The sequence below is a fragment of the Acidovorax sp. sif1233 genome (assembly GCF_019218755.1).
Classification (GTDB): domain Bacteria; phylum Pseudomonadota; class Gammaproteobacteria; order Burkholderiales; family Burkholderiaceae_C; genus Acidovorax.
This window is the reverse complement of record NZ_JAHUWZ010000013.1, coordinates 1-14,471: the sequence shown is the minus strand read 5'-3', so window position 1 is coordinate 14,471 and position 14,471 is coordinate 1. Positions and strand designations below refer to the sequence as shown.

17 protein-coding genes are annotated in these 14,471 nt (G+C 53.5%); 7 read left to right on the top strand and 10 right to left on the bottom strand.

The genetic code is table 11. The features are described from left to right. Nucleotides 1-5 precede the first annotated feature (5 nt). The 5 genes from KW843_RS25590 to KW843_RS25570 form a co-directional block, all read right to left on the bottom strand. On the bottom strand, nucleotides 6-308 hold the full coding sequence (locus tag KW843_RS25590) for a hypothetical protein (protein WP_218297939.1): 303 nt from the start codon (nucleotides 306-308) through the stop codon (nucleotides 6-8). 18 nt (nucleotides 309-326) lie between these two features. Next, nucleotides 327-761, bottom strand: a complete 435-nt coding sequence (locus KW843_RS25585) for a hypothetical protein (protein WP_218297938.1) — start codon at nucleotides 759-761, stop codon at nucleotides 327-329. Between the two features lie 220 nt (nucleotides 762-981). Further along, nucleotides 982-1,269 carry an H-NS family nucleoid-associated regulatory protein gene (locus tag KW843_RS25580; protein ID WP_121944202.1) on the bottom strand — a complete coding sequence of 96 codons (288 nt, stop codon included), beginning with the start codon at nucleotides 1,267-1,269 and terminating at the stop codon, nucleotides 982-984. Between the two features lie 58 nt (nucleotides 1,270-1,327). Next, nucleotides 1,328-1,990 (bottom strand): phospholipase D family protein, encoded by a 663-nt coding sequence (locus KW843_RS25575; RefSeq protein WP_218297937.1) that lies wholly within the window; start codon nucleotides 1,988-1,990, stop codon nucleotides 1,328-1,330. A gap of 1 nt (nucleotide 1,991) precedes the next feature. Then, nucleotides 1,992-2,192 carry a hypothetical protein gene (locus KW843_RS25570; RefSeq protein WP_218297936.1) on the bottom strand — a complete coding sequence of 67 codons (201 nt, stop codon included), beginning with the start codon at nucleotides 2,190-2,192 and terminating at the stop codon, nucleotides 1,992-1,994. 127 nt (nucleotides 2,193-2,319) lie between these two features. Here KW843_RS25570 and KW843_RS25565 point away from each other — a divergent pair, with 127 nt between their 5' ends. Further along, nucleotides 2,320-2,784 (top strand): hypothetical protein, encoded by a 465-nt coding sequence (locus KW843_RS25565; RefSeq protein ID WP_147455724.1) that lies wholly within the window; start codon nucleotides 2,320-2,322, stop codon nucleotides 2,782-2,784. On the opposite strand, the gene KW843_RS25560 is transcribed toward KW843_RS25565, so the two are convergent. Next, entirely contained in the window at nucleotides 2,774-3,220 is a 447-nt protein-coding gene (locus KW843_RS25560; protein ID WP_121944206.1) for a hypothetical protein, read from the bottom strand. The two genes, KW843_RS25565 and KW843_RS25560, sit on opposite strands and share 11 nt — an antisense overlap. A gap of 179 nt (nucleotides 3,221-3,399) precedes the next feature. Between KW843_RS25560 and KW843_RS25555 the strand changes: the two genes are divergently transcribed. Beyond that, nucleotides 3,400-3,891, top strand: a complete 492-nt coding sequence (locus KW843_RS25555; protein ID WP_218297935.1) for a DUF1870 family protein — start codon at nucleotides 3,400-3,402, stop codon at nucleotides 3,889-3,891. Nucleotides 3,892-4,284: 393 nt separating this feature from the next. Here KW843_RS25555 and KW843_RS25550 read toward each other — a convergent pair whose 3' ends face one another. The 4 genes from KW843_RS25550 to KW843_RS25535 all read right to left on the bottom strand — a co-directional run bounded on the left by KW843_RS25550 (nucleotide 4,285) and on the right by KW843_RS25535 (nucleotide 9,734). Continuing rightward, nucleotides 4,285-4,923 carry a DNA-binding protein gene (locus KW843_RS25550; RefSeq protein ID WP_121944208.1) on the bottom strand — a complete coding sequence of 213 codons (639 nt, stop codon included), beginning with the start codon at nucleotides 4,921-4,923 and terminating at the stop codon, nucleotides 4,285-4,287. A 235-nt stretch (nucleotides 4,924-5,158) separates the two neighbouring features. After that, nucleotides 5,159-6,106, bottom strand: coding sequence for a hypothetical protein (locus KW843_RS25545; protein WP_218297934.1), 948 nt, complete (start codon nucleotides 6,104-6,106; stop codon nucleotides 5,159-5,161). Nucleotides 6,107-7,503: 1,397 nt separating this feature from the next. Further along, nucleotides 7,504-8,607, bottom strand: coding sequence for a ParB N-terminal domain-containing protein (locus KW843_RS25540; RefSeq protein ID WP_218297933.1), 1,104 nt, complete (start codon nucleotides 8,605-8,607; stop codon nucleotides 7,504-7,506). Further along, nucleotides 8,607-9,734 (bottom strand): ParA family protein, encoded by a 1,128-nt coding sequence (locus tag KW843_RS25535; RefSeq protein WP_233584371.1) that lies wholly within the window; start codon nucleotides 9,732-9,734, stop codon nucleotides 8,607-8,609. The genes KW843_RS25540 and KW843_RS25535 overlap by 1 nt, the downstream gene beginning before the upstream one ends. A 444-nt stretch (nucleotides 9,735-10,178) precedes the next feature. Here KW843_RS25535 and KW843_RS25530 point away from each other — a divergent pair, with 444 nt between their 5' ends. From KW843_RS25530 to KW843_RS25510, 5 genes are all read left to right on the top strand, one after another. Further along, on the top strand, nucleotides 10,179-10,499 hold the full coding sequence (locus KW843_RS25530) for an H-NS family nucleoid-associated regulatory protein (protein ID WP_158605796.1): 321 nt from the start codon (nucleotides 10,179-10,181) through the stop codon (nucleotides 10,497-10,499). 258 nt (nucleotides 10,500-10,757) lie between these two features. Next, a complete protein-coding gene (locus tag KW843_RS25525) occupies nucleotides 10,758-11,156 on the top strand; it encodes a hypothetical protein (protein ID WP_218297932.1) in 399 nt (132 codons plus the stop codon). 8 nt (nucleotides 11,157-11,164) lie between these two features. Further along, complete coding sequence (traD, locus tag KW843_RS25520) at nucleotides 11,165-13,060, top strand: conjugative transfer system coupling protein TraD (protein ID WP_218297931.1); 1,896 nt, start codon at nucleotides 11,165-11,167, stop codon at nucleotides 13,058-13,060. Between the two features lie 2 nt (nucleotides 13,061-13,062). Continuing rightward, nucleotides 13,063-13,671, top strand: a complete 609-nt coding sequence (locus tag KW843_RS25515; RefSeq protein WP_121944215.1) for a DUF4400 domain-containing protein — start codon at nucleotides 13,063-13,065, stop codon at nucleotides 13,669-13,671. Beyond that, the gene (locus tag KW843_RS25510; RefSeq protein WP_218297930.1) at nucleotides 13,668-14,342 is read left to right on the top strand and encodes an EAL domain protein; all 675 of its coding nucleotides are present in this window, start codon (nucleotides 13,668-13,670) and stop codon (nucleotides 14,340-14,342) included. Before KW843_RS25515 ends, KW843_RS25510 begins: the two co-directional genes overlap by 4 nt. The last annotated feature ends 129 nt before the right edge of the window (nucleotides 14,343-14,471 follow it).

Below are 14,471 nucleotides of genomic sequence, written 5' to 3'. Positions count from 1 at the left end.
CTCCGTCATAGCGCGCATCCTTCCTCAGACCCTCGTTCCAGATCGCCAAGCTCATGGACAACGGTAAAGCACATGGAGCCGAAGAGGCGAAGGTAGTGGCCAGGGTTACGCCGCACCAGATCGGCACACTCACTGCGGAGCGCTTCAGGGTCAAGATGCTCGTTCAGCATCAACGGCCCCAGATCATCGGGTTCGTTTGGTGACCAGGGGCCGTCGATGGCACCCCCGATATCCACCAGCAGCCCGCCCAGCTCGAACGTGGACGGGGTATGGATCACATTCAGGCGTGTGTTCGTTTGAGGGCTCATTTCGGGGGCTCTGGTAAGTCAGACACAGGCAATCCGCGACCATCGCAGCTGGATAACAAGCACCAACCACAGATCGATACCCCGCAAGGAAGAGTTTGTTGACTTGCGGCTGTCCACTATCCCGTGGGCCTTGGGATGCAGCCTTTGTCCGTCAAGAAGACGCAGGTACTCAGTGGGCGCAGGCGCAAAGAGGGGGCGTGCTTCAAGGTAGGTCACCACCGAGGCCCCTGCACCCATCAGCAAACTCAGGCAGAGCATTGCCGGGTATGAATCAACTCCCACCTGCGTGCCGATGTGCAGATGGGCCCCCATCAAAAACGAACCCAGTGCCAGGCCGAGGTAGATGAGGGAGATCAGCGGGTGACGTTCGCCGACATAGTGACGCGCGCTGAGCGTCCATGAGCTGGGGTGTTCCAGCGATGCCGGGTGAGAAGCAGGGATGAAGTCTTTCAAGGCAATCCTCCTGAGAATTACTTCTTTCGAAGTTGTCAGGAGAATTATCAAAAGCACGGCTTTCGATTTACCCCTTGAAAAGCAAGCAAATCGATGACATTACGAAAATCCGTTCTCGGAAGTTCAAGCAATTGCACGAGGGATCAAATCAGGAGTGATCAGAGGCCCCAAATACAAAACGCGGCTCATTTGAGCCGCGTCTGGTCATAGGTTGATCAGGTCAAGCAATCGCGAACTGCGCGCGATCCTTACCAGCAATCCAGAGTGGGGGCTTGCCCCGGCCGCTCCAGGTTGCACCCGTAGATGGGTCGCGGTATTTGGCAGCAACGGTAGTGCCCTTGACCTTGGATTGGCGTGTCCCGCCGAAGATGTCTTGAGCCGTCAGGCCGAACTCTTGAACGAGCTGCCGAGCTTGCGAAACCGCATTGGCCAATTCGCCTTTACGTACCTCAGCGATTTGCGCATCGAGTGCATCACGCTGCTTGAGAAGATCTTGGTAAGTGGTCATTGTTCAACCTAAATATTGACGCTTGAATTGTAGAGGATTGCAATTCAATTGCAATAGTTCAGAAGGATGGATTGAAAGCTTTTGACAACTTCCAGTTTCGAGCAAAGTGCTCTGCATATGCCGAAGCCAATTCTGGGTTGTCCCAATGAACAATCACGTTTTCTGAATTCCTTTTAGCCGCAGCATCGCTGTAGTTAAAACTGCCGGTCTGCAATACTCGACCATCGCTAATTTGAACCTTGTCGTGAAAGATGGGGTAAGCATCAACCACTCGGACGTGAACCCCGGCCAGGCTCAAGGCTGAGAGCGCAGCCCTGCCCTTGGGCCCAGCCCCTGCCCCGAGATTCTGCTTTTCGTCTGCAAGAAGGTAGACGTTTACACCTCGCTTAGCGGCACGGATCAGGGCAGACGTGATTTTTGAGCTGGTGAATGCATATGCCATGACGCGCAGATCCTTCTTCGCGCTGTCAGTCACCCGGATCACCAGCTCTTCAGCACCCTGATTCGGTGAAAAGGCGACCTCAATCTGCCCTTGTGCCTGGACTGGAGTTGCGGAGTTGGTGAAGGCCTCCCGAACTGCCTTGACGCCCTCCCCTGCTGAGGCGGCCAGCTGCAAAGCCTTTTCGCCTAACCCTGAATCACGGGCAAACGCAGAAGTGCCTAACACCGTGACAGCCAACACCACTGCCGTTCGCATGATCGAAGCGAATGAGATGGCCAATTTATTTCGATGCAACATTCACCAGGGCAGGTTCAACCTGCTTCATTAAGCCAACCACGACATGCGCACCACGGTCCATCGAGGATTGCACCTGTCCTAGCACCCGCTCGACCGCCCCCTCGGTACCAGATGCGGTCTCCATCACCACTGCGATGCTAAAGCTCATAGCTGCGAACACCAGCGCACTTCTGATCAAAGACATGTAACGCTCCTTGTTGTTTCAATTGTTCAAATAATTGCATTTGAATTGCAATTCAATTGCAATTCGCGATCAATTCGGGTAGGATTTCCTCCATCAACACGTTCACAGTTTTGAAGGAGGGAAGATGTTGAAAATTGCGAAAGCTGCCATCGTTGCTATTGCTATCGGCCTGACTGGTTGCGCCACGGTCTCGCAAGAGAAGGCTGCTCAGATTGAAAGTCTGAAACGCTCCTCGGGAGGTTTCACACTGATCGCTGAAGGGCGCATTGTGAGCACTCACATCGGTAAGGCCCCCGCAGAGGTGGCCACTGCCAAGGACACTGTTGGGCTGGCTACGAAGAGCACCACCATTAGAGGGGCCAGCCTGGTTCTCGGGGCTCTGGAGATCCTGGAAAACAACAAGGATTTGTTCCACATCCGGTACAAGGAAGTGGGCTCCGACGAAGAGAAGCTCGTGCTTTCTCAATACGTCCCGCAACGACCTGACCAGTGGAAAACCGGCATGCTGTTCCGCTACTTCGAGACGCGTGACGGCTACCATTTTTTGCGTGGTTTCAACAACGAAGCTGATTTCCAGGTCTTCAACCAGTGACGCGCTGGGCCGAAGCACTTTGCTGGCGCACACGGCGGGCAGCATTGATTGACTCGTTGAACAAGGCTTGCGCTTCGGGGTGCGCGTGGAACCATGCGTCGGTCCAGGCGCGGGCCGAAATCAGCGCCTCTTGAAATACGTGGGGCTCAAAGACAAGGATGGATTGGCCCTTCCCTACCGAACCCCATTGCGCTTGGACATTGGCGCTGACTGTGTGACCAAAGATCTTGTCAGACCGAACTCCCAGAAAGTTGGAAGTGAAGTCCTCCGGGATCTCCACCCTCAAACCATAGGAGGCACCAATGAACCCACGCTGGCTGTTGTCGTGACCGTAAATGGAGCACCCTTTGTACGACTGGTACTCCTTACGAGCGGCAACGACAAAGCCCTGATTTACAGCTTCGTTGATGGATGAAAAGTTAATGGTTCTGGTCATGGGGTACCTTGACCCGCAGTGTCCAGAAAGCACTTTCATCTGTCAGATTTTTGGCCCCGAAAAATCGAAAAGCGAGCGAAAGCCGTGTTTTTCAAATGGCGACCGTTCGAATTCCGCATGAGCGGTATCCAGTCCCAACCCTGCGAGTGCTGAAAGCACCCGAATTTATGGAGGTTTGCATGAGCATGAACCAACGAATTGAGCCAGGCTGTGTCTACCTGCAGGTGCTGCGGAACACCCTGTTCCTCAGTCCAAATGAGGCCGCATCACTGTTCCCGAACATGACCCTCGATCATTGGAACAACATCGAATCCGGCCGTTCGCCCTCGCCCTCGATGGTGATGGACAGGTTCAACGCGATATTTGAGTACCGCAACAAGCAGCTGGTCATGTATCGCCAGATGATTGAGTCAAGTCCCAATGCCCGATTCGATGAGTTCTGGTTCCAAACCATGGACGACTGGATGGCAATCGATGACCACGAGCCAGAGGGCTTTCGGGTCACTCAGTCACTCAATGCTTCGCTGGCGACTGAATACCCCTCAAGGTTCAAGCTCTATCCCTTTGACCTGGTGGGCTTCACAGCCTGGGCTTGCGGCCGACCGGCTACCGCTGAACTTCTCTCAGAATACCTGGGCTTTGTCTCTTCCCCTCGGGCGGTAACTGGTTGACGCCGGCACGGCCAAATTTCCATATCCCTCACACACAGAACCCCGACAGGGGTTTTGTTGTTTCTGGAGGCACAGAAACCTACTTCCCCACTTTGCTTCCAACAAGGGCAATTGCGCGGGGCATCCATACATAACGCCTGGTGTGGCGCACTATTTATCGACACCCATCCCACAATCCATCGGGCCAAGCTTGGTGTGTAGTGTATGTAGTAGTGTAGGCCTACAAACTACAGTCTCAGAAGGGTTCAAGCTGAACTGGCACTCCAGTAGCAGCCCAGAGTCACCTGGAAATGCCCACCGTAAAATCTCATCCTCTTGTAGCACTTCAGCCGCAGCATAGGATCACTTCCCGGTAGAGTCATTTCAGCATCACTTCAGAGTGAGGTCTCTGAGTTACTCCTTGGCCAGGATTTTTGCATTCTGCTCGGTGAGGGTTGATAGCTGGGCTCGTAGACTTTGAATCTCATCATGCAGACTGGAGGATGTTGAAGCACTCTTTGCGTCAGCTAATTCCTTCCGTAATTCACTGACTCGTTCCTCAAGGTTCACTACCTTGGTCGTCTGGACCTGGAGTTGAGTTTCAGCATCTGATCGGCCGCGTGATGCCTCTTCCAACTTGGCTTGAAGCTCTTCAGCACGACTCTGAATCTCAGTCATCTGGGTAGCCATTAAATCCGCGCTGCGCAATACCTCTGTCATTTCCTCCTGAAGCCGCTTGTTCTCCAGGTTCAAGGCTTCACGAGCTGCTGCTAGGCCCATCTGTGCTTCAGCGGTTGCTGCCTTCCACAGGTCACCTGCTAGACGCTGCGCTAAATCAGAGACGATTTCTGGCGGAGCTTCCACTGCCGTTTGTTGACGGTCCTTTTCTTTGCGCCACTCACGAAGCGCTCTGGTGAGTGTCGTGTAGCTTCCACCGCCTACCTTCAGTTTGACGGCTTCCAAGCTGGGAACTTGGCCAGTTTCAGCAATCTCTGTCGCTGCCTGGAAGACCAAGGCCCTTCTGCTTTCGTAGTCCATGCGTTCGTTCGACATTTTGGCTCCTGTGTTTGCCAAGTGTAGGCCTATCAACACGGGGATCTGCTTGGCCTCCTGAAGTTGCGGATCTACCCATCTCGCCCAGAGTCCAGTTTCTGTTAGCAAGTCTTGAATGTGCAGGCCCTATCCCGCAAGGGAGGTTATCCACAGGATGCGTAGCATGTATTTCTATAGATTGTTTATTTACTGATCTAGAAGCCGCAGAACTGCGACATGACCCCTGTGTAACTTCCTAGTTGTGTTGCACCAGTTTCCCGGCCTCTAGCGCCTCAAGGAAGGCCCTGTTGAACGGTGTCACCCGTGATTGACCGTTTACCGTTTCGCGGATCACGCCGGATTCGACCTGGTAGACCTTGCCTGTCTTTCGAGAAGTAAATCTACGGCCTTCATAAATCTCAGCTTTTTCCAAAAGATAGGACTTTTCGCGTTTTTCCTCATCTTTTTTCGCTTCCTCTCGATATGGTGCTGAGAAGTCCCGACCGCTGGTTAAGAGGGTTTGGAGGTAGGCGTAGAGCTGGTTTGCCTTCAGGTTTTCCAGGTACTTTTTGGCGGCATGCACCACGTCCGATAGTCGCTGTGAAGCAGTCCTTGCCCTCTTCATCAGACCTAGAACAGCAAACGGCGATAGGCCCTTACTGCAGAGCCATATGAGATCTGTAGGCAGGCAAACAGCCCCAATACGCGTGTAGGCACCCTCCTCCTTGGCAGAGGTTGTGGAGCTTGGTGTTAGTTCTGGACCGTTTGAAGAACTCGTTGTGAGTTGACCATCGTCCATTCCTGCAGGGGCTGCTTTTGCGGCCTTTTTGGGCTCGACAGGAACCCCACGTTCATCCACCAGGCCCAACGCCAACAGGAGGGATTTGGTCGGCACCAGGGGCGACCGTGATCCACGAAGTCCTGCACGGGCCTTCCGCTCCCTTTCGATGAGGTTGTTCTGCTCAAGCCATTGGATTGAACGGTGGACCGTATCCAACGATTTACCTGCCTCATCCGCAAGCGTTTTGCGTGAAGCAAAGATTTCTGAAAAAGGATTTCGAAGATTGATTTTTTGAACAATCTTCAAAACAACCCGGAGAAAACCATCTGGCATTGCCACGAATGGTGAAAGGTAAGGCAACTCCGAGCACGCCCGAACAATGGCGTATGGGTATCGGATTTCTGTAGGCGCGAGTTTATCCATCGCAGTCTCCACGTAAGGACACGATCTCCTTGACGGCGAGGCATGGAAAAACTACTATTCGTACCTGAGTTGGCTGTGCTTAAACCGATTGGCGTCGGTTGTTGGAACGAGTAGCAGCTTCGAGCATCACCATCACGATGCTGAGAACCCCGGTAGTTGGAGCTACCGGGGTTTTTTATTGGCCGGTTCTTAGGTCATCTTCAATCTCCAATTCCAAGTACCCCAGATGCACAGAACCCCGCTCATGGCGGGGTTCTGTTTTGCTATCCGGGTCTTGCTGCGTGTGAGCCGATGAATCCGTTGGAGCGGAAACCGGGCTCGGTGAATGTCTGAAATAACGATGCCCACTGTGGAGTGCAAGTTGCCTTGCCAGTGGGCATTGGTATTGAGACTGCCAGGTCGTTCTGTACGTACAGAGCCTTGGGAGTGCCGGCGCATGATCTGTACGTACAGAGGGGACGACACGGACGCTAGAGACCAGTCCACGGGCTTGGAATGCCGTTCTGTATGTACAGATGCTTTGGTGGGTCTGTGGCTGTTCTGTACGTACAGAGGTGCCGAAAGGTCTGTAGCACTGGCAGTACGAATCGAGGTTGCCATCTCTGTTGTGCTTGCCAACACAGCGTTCTCCGGGGTGCGCATGGATCGCCATTCGACAGACCATTGCGAAATGCTACAAGCGCAGATGCCTGTGGGAAAGGTTGTGATCTGAAGATTCGATTTACAAATTACGTCTGCCCGTGTCCATAGCGAGGCGTTTGACGTGAGCCCCAGTAAACGAGGGGCTGTCAAGACGAGGGCTGGCTGCACGGTCTTCTTGGCGGAACTCTGTTGGCAATTTGAATTGGCGCAGCCTGGCAAGCCCCTTGTTATCCTGGCTCCTAGTCGCTCAGCTTCTGTACGTACAGAAGTGCTGCCATCGACACCCCTTGGTGTTGGTCTGGAAGAGATGATGAAATGAAGGGCTCGCAAGAAGGGCTCGCTGATTTCGCCCATTATTTCAGAGGGTCTGTACTCGTGGGTGGTTGGTGTTCTGTACGTACAGAAGTGGATTGCGATGCCGCTGGGCAAGGTGAAGGGTGCTTGAATGTAGTCAAGATCGGCAGCTGAAGCTGGCGCGCAGAGCATCTTCTGTACGTACAGAAGAGAGGATGAGTAGGCTACTCCGTTGTGCGGCTCTTCGCTTAGTTTTGTACCTATAGAACCGAGTGCTGGATTTGTTGGGGAATCACTCAGCTTCTTATGAGGCAACGGCTGGTACCCATTTTTCCCGTTAGGTCTGTACGTACAGAAAGGAAGTGGCAGTCGCTGCGTATTGAATGAAGTCCCAATTTCGGAACCCCAAAAAGCAACAAAGGACGCTGAGCGTCCTTTGTTTTGAGTGGCCTGAGTGATGGTCACTGCTGATTGTCCGTGGGTGTGTTGATGTTACTTGGCTCCTCAGAGCCGAAGTAAGGGCGCAGCAGCTTGTCCATCGTTTCGTTGAATTGCTCCAATTTATCTGGAGGAATCATGCCCACGATTTCGATCTTTCCATCCGACCGTTGTTTGAAGTGCCCATGCTCGTACCGGCGCTGGAACTTCACGGGACTGCTCTTCCGGTCAGGCCGTTGTTCCATCGTCAACGAGTCAACACGTTCCTTGAGCCAACGGAATGACTCATCGTTATCAACGAACGTCTTGCACAACGATATCGCTGCCTCAGCGCTCTTTTTAGCGGACACGAGACGCCACAGTTGGTTGACAACATTCACCGACACCTTTTCGGGATGGCGTTTGGCATAGTGGAGAATATCCACATCAAGTTTGCTGTAATTTCCATATTGGGAAAGACTTCCCACGGGAATGCCAGTTTTCTTGGAAATTTGCTCCCAAGTCCAGCCTTGATCTCGCCACTTTTGGTAGAACTTTGCACGGTCGAAATCGGTGTGGGCTTCGCGTTCTTCGTTTTGGGCGTAGCCCATCCAGGCAATGTCTTCCTCGGACTTGTCCGTGTGGATGATTGCCTTCAATTGAAGATTGAGAATGTCCCTCATTCGGACGGCCTGAACCCGAGTCCAGCCATCCCCAATGATGAAACGACCCGGCTTCGCAGGGTTGGGAATTACATGAATGGGATCTCGCTGGCCATTCGCCTCAAGAGAATCAGCGCGTTCTTGGAGGGTGTTATCGCCATAGATTTCGCGTGGCGCGAACCTATTCGGATCAATGTCGTGAGCACTGATGAAAACAACCTCGTAGGCATGGGATGCGGCTGATGAAGGCAGCGATTGATGCTGGCCTCGCTCGTCGGCTTGTTCGGCAACCGGATTTGATACGGGCGAAGGCGATTCAACAGGCTCGTCTACCGTCCGTGCCAAAGCACCGGCCCCTGGTGTGGTGATCGCTGGAAGGATCAACGGGGGCGGTGCAGGCTTTTTCGATGCTGGGGGCCGCGTTTCAGACTTGACCGAAGTTTCGGCCTGGTTATCTTGAACCGGGGCAAAAGGCGCACGTCTCATTATTTGCCTCGCTGCTCTTCTATGTTCATGAGCCGACGAAGTAGGAAATCATTGAATTCCTTGTATTCTCGGCTTGCTTGACTCAATGGCTTCTGCAAACTCAGCGGAATATAGTGTTCAAGGGATTTTGGTAAATCCTCAGAAAGCGAAATCGAGACTGGCGCTAGATTTTTCTGATAAGCCTGAAGCGCTTGATGCATCCGCTGGATGCGAGAAAGTTGTGGGGCGAAATGGGTGGCAAGAATGACTTGATCCGCCACAATCGCGTCTCCGTAAGATTCGCGGAGAAGCGCAATTTCATTGATCAAACGGGTTAGACCCTTGACACCGAAAGCGTCCAAGCGGACCGGTGCAACCACGAGATCTGCAGCAGCCAGCGCGGCAGTGCTCGTCATAGTGACATTGGGTGGACAGTCCATCACAACAACGTCATATTCTGAAACGTTCAACTCTGGAATCAAGCCTCGCGCAGATTCAGAAAAGAGTTTTTTCAGGGTTAACTCTCGCGCGCCCTTGGAAGAACTCAGTGCAAATTCAATATCGCCTAGATTTGCATCAGCGGGAATCAGGTGAGGCCCATTTTTGCCAAAAGGCATTTTTATCAGGCTACCAAACGACTCTCGTGCAGATCGACCGACATAAGTAGAAACGGTGTGGGCAAATGTTTTCCCAACAACGGCATCGAGACTCAGGCCCATTGGCTCGATTTCGTCCTTGTTCAGATCTGCCTCGTAACCCATGTACTGGGTGAGGTTGGCTTGCGCATCCAAATCTATCGCGAGAACGCGAAGACCAGCCAGTTGCATGTGCAACGCAATCTCAACAGCTGTGGTGGTCTTCCCAGTGCCACCCTTAACGATGTCCACAGCGATGAAGTAAGGGCCCTTCTGGGGAGTCTTGACGAAGCCCTTGGCTCGACGGTACTGAGCGAGTTGAAAAAGGGTGTCTGGATCGAAGAGCCGCACTGCGACGGCTTTGGAGTCAGCCTCGTTTGCTCGGCGAACATGGATGCCTGAGTTCTCGATGTATGACTTGGTTGTGTTCTCAGCGATGCCCAGCAGAGCCGACGCAGCACGTAGGCGGTATTGGAGACCAGAAGTGTCCGAATAGGTAGAACGAGGGCTCATGGTAGGGCGTAACATCACATTGATGGCGAATTATGTGGTTGGGCAAGTTGTCATGTCAAGGCGAATCGTCGTTGGTGGGCAAACGGTCAACATCCTAGAAAAAAGCCACCAACGAAAATTAGTCGGTTACATGTTGCGAACTCGGCAAGACACTTGTTTCCCGTCATCGCCTCGCGTAGGCATCAGCCCCCTATGAGGACAGCCCTTCTGTACAGGCATTCTAGGTAGCACGCCAACCCAAAAGGGTGCCGAAAAGTAAGCAAAAACATGACGTTTAGCCCTTCGTGGCCCAAAAGGGTGCCTTTCTTCAGCGATGTCGGTCCCTGGTGACGAGAAAGGGAGCTGATGAATTAGCTGTGGAAATGCAATTAAATGTGCAATAGAATTGCAGTTAATTGCGCCTAATCCAATGGAGGAATTGCACGCATGCAACCAGGACGCGTCATGACATCCGAAGAACTGGCTGAGGCCCTCGCAGAGCGAGAGAGGGTCGAGGCAAAGATTGAAAAATTCCGATTGGCCGCGCTGGATGATGTGATCCAGGACGTTCGCAAGACTATTGAGCTGTACAAGCTAACTCCCACCGATCTCTTCCCAGATGTGAAAGTTGTGCCACGCAACACGTCCAGGCGCGCAAGCGCGCGACCCGTTAGATATCGGAACGAGAAGGGGCAGACATGGGGTGGCGGCGTCGGTCCAAGGCCGCGTTGGATCAAAGAAGCTTTAGCGCGAGGTGAGGACATCGAAAAGTACGCGGTCACCTAGCCTTGTAACCGTAGTGATTTCAAGACGAGAACCTTTCATGGTTCTCGTTTTTTTTGGCTCGTAAAAAGGTCGCTCAAGGTAAGAACGCGTGAAGCAGGGGGGAGCGTGACGACAAGTCTTGACGATGCTGTACATGCATCGTGGGCCCCCTGGATTGAGCAGAAAAATCGAAAGGTCTTGAAAATCCGCGCTTTTTAGGGGTGGTCTGGGTAGGACCGGTTGATATTCTCAATACACGTTTGTGAACAGGAGATACGTGTGTGGATGTTTGACGGGAGCCCAGAACATGTCGGTGCCATGGTACCTGACGCTTCGGCCCAGGACGGCGGCTACATCATGGTGTTCGTGCTGGAGAGTGGCTCCCCGAGGATCGTTGCCACTCGCTTTCCGGCCAAGAATGTCACCAGTTGGAAAAGCCGATCTGCACGCTACGGAGGCGAGACTTTGAACCGTGTTTTGGTCACCAAAGCACACCCTCGCTACGAAAAAATCAAGCGACTGCTGGCGCATCAGCTTTCCATTGATGACGAAGGTAACGCAAGCCCTGGTCCATTGACCATTGAGTTGATTCGCACCAAGGTGGACAGTTTGTTTGACACGCTGACGCCTGAGGCCGCTCGGCCGCTGTCGGCTGGCACGTTGTCGGCGGCGCACTGAGGATTGACATGGCGGAGCAGCTCTTCGACTTTGACAACCCTTGGCGCCCAAACTACGAGGCTGGTCAAACCCTCGGTTGGTTCGGAGCTGTTGGGATTTGCATTGTCTCGGCATGGTATCTGCCACTGCCGACGACTTTTGCAACGGTTGCAGCAAGCGGTTGTTCGCTCATGGGCTTTTACCGGATGGCTAAGGCGTGGACACGGCACTCCGACATGGCCCGAACAAATTTCACTGGCAAAACGTTCATTGATATCGAAGGGTTGAAGAAGGCATCGAAGGGAGCGATCAAGCGTGACGAGTTATGGCTCGGCAATGGGTATCAATGGACCGATATGGTGGCTCAGCGTATGCATGCGCTGATTGCCAGCGGGGTCGCCAAAACATTGGGCAAAGAGGCGCTCAGCAAGGACGGTAGCTATTGGCTCCACGGGCTGGACAAAGAGGACGACATCACTGTTCCACTAGAGTTGCTGGAAGGTCACACCCTCATCGTAGGGTCTACCGGGGTGGGGAAGACGCGTCTATTTGACCTCTGCATCGGACAGGCCATCCTTCGAGGGGGCCCAGTGGTGATCATTGACCCCAAGGGCGACCAGGGACTCGCGGACAACGCCCGGAGGATTTGCGAATCACTTGGTCAGCCAGAGCGGTTCGCTTACTTCAACCCCGCTCATCCAGACAAGTCCGTCAGTCTCGATCCTCTCCGCAACTGGAATCGCAAGACGGAACTTGCCTCTCGGGTGGCTGCATTGATTCCCTCCGAAACGGGTGCCGATGCGTTCGTTGCTTTCGGCTGGAAAGTGCTCCAAGACATTTGTGCGGGCTTGATCGCTACTGGGGAGCGCCCGAACTTGGTAAGCCTCCGTCGCTACATCGAAGGGGGACCAGATGATCTCCTGACAAAGGGCCTCCTCTTTCACTTCAACCAGAAAGTACCCAATTGGGAGAAAGGCGCTGCAAGCTATATCAAAACCTCCAAGGCGAAGAACAAGGGGCCTGAAGCGGTTCTTCTTGCGTACATCGCCTATTACAAGGAAGTGGTGATTCACGAGTGGCCAAACGTTGATCTGGCTGGCCTGATTTCGACGTATGAACACAACCGGGATCACTTTCAAAAGATGGTGGCCTCGCTCATCCCAATTCTGTCGATGCTCACTGCAGATCCTCTTGCAGAGCTGCTATCGCCCAAGCATGAGCCCGGGAGTGAAAAGGTGGTCTTGGATATGTCCAAGGTCATCCGAAACAACATGGTTCTGTACATGGGCCTGGACTCACTCGCTGACCCAACGGTTGGCAGTGCAATTGGCTCCGTGATGCTCGCTGACATGACCGCAGTTGCGGGCGACATCTACAACTACGGGCTGGACAAGAAGAAGCCCATTGACGTGTTCGTTGACGAAGCGGCAGAGGTGATCAATACGCCGACCATCCAGCTGCTCAACAAAGGTCGTGGGGCGGGTTTCAGACTCACTGTGGCAACTCAAACCTTTGCCGACTTTGCAGCTCGGCTTGGCGATGAAAACAAGGCGATTCAGGTCCTGGCCAACACGAACAACAAAATTGCTCTAAGGGTTCAAGATCCGAGAACCCAGCAATTGTTCGCGGATGGGATTCCCAAAATCAAAGTGCAGTCGATGTCCGTCAGCTACGGGCATAACGTTGCATCTGATCCCAGCGAGCACTACGACGCGTCATACAAAGAGCAAGCCTCGGCTGAGGAAGCCGATCTGATACCACCACCGGTATTGAGTGAGTTGCCGCCGTTGCACTTCTACGCACGCATGTCGGGTGGTCGGACTTTCAAGTCTCGCATTCCCATCCTCTTGACCAATGCGCCTTTGCCAAAGCCAGCTAGGCCGCGTTTCATCACCATGTTCACCTCTCTGTGGGGGGGCAAATAGTCATGGCAGAAAAGGGGAAAGAGGGAAAGCCTTCGCTTGCTTCATTGACGCTGGTCGTTGTGCTCTTTGGCACCCTGGCAGTTCTTGTACTGTTGCCGCTGCCTATCTTCAACGCAGTGCGTGACGCTGAGCAGCGCCAGCTCGTAGCGTGGCTTGGGCATGAAACTGACCAATGGATCATGGAGCAGATCTTCTCTTTGCTGGAGACGGTCAATCGAGAAGTCGGTCATGCTTTCGAAAGTGCTGAACTCTCGGGAAACGAAAAAGTTGATCGTTGGTTGATGGAGCGTGCATTCGCAGGCACTGTCTGGACACATGTAATCCTGTATCGGGGCGGAATGCTCTTGATGTGGACGCTTTTTGCTCTTCCCTGCATTCTGGCCGCTATGGCTGATGGCCACTATCGCAGACAGATTGCCAAAGCGTCTTTCTCCTCACAGAGCCCCATGCTGCACAAGCGTGGGGTGGACCTTGCCAAGTTGGTCGGAGTGTCGTTGGTCGCTTGGCTATTCGTGCCTATCTACGTCTCAACGTGGGTGGCTCCATTGGCAATCGCCGGTCTTTCTTTTGCGTGGTGGCTATGGGTTGCAAATCTTCAGAAGCGCCTGTGAATGTCAGTGCTCTCGCAAACTTCCGCGTTCAGCCCATGCTCGCGTGTGAGTCGCACGAGATCCTGGGGTTTGAGTTGCTGTACAGGCATCAGGTCGATTTCACCAACCGCCGCCAGATGCTTGAGGTTGATATTGCAGCACTGAAAGCGGCGCGGTTCCTTTGCACGGCCTACAAGTCCAAGCTCAGGGTTCATTGCAATGTCGAGGCCTCGTCAATGCTTAATCTGGATTGGGTGGTGGCGATGGCCGAGCACATGGTTCCTGGAATGGTCATCGAGATCGTGGAGAGAAACGAGCTGATCCGTCACCATTGGGGATTCCAGCGCATCAAGAACCTCTGTGAGGGCATACGAGGCCTTGGAGGTGAAATTGCGCTGGATGATGTTGCCGGCACAGACTTGGAGGAGCGCATGATCGAAGTGTTCAGGCCGAGGGTTCTGAAAGCAAATGATCGTTCGGGTCTCGATTTCATCTCCAGCTTGGGAACTGGAGCCATCGTGGTTGCGGAACACATTGAGTCCTCTGAGATCGCAACGCAAGCGGTCAAGCTCGGAGCCAGCGAGTTGCAAGGCTACTGGTGCGATGTCCTCAAAGAGCATGAGGTGCCGCGAATTCTGACTCCACCTGGCGTAGCGGCCAGAAATCGACAGCTGCAATTGGCTGCGGCATGAATGTAAGCGGCCGGCGAACTCATCTTGAAGGACCTGCTGTGGTTGAGCACGATCGTGTGCACGCAAACGAGAGTGGACACGATGCTCAAAGACCCTCAGACACCCCGCTATGCGGTGCGGCGCACGCAC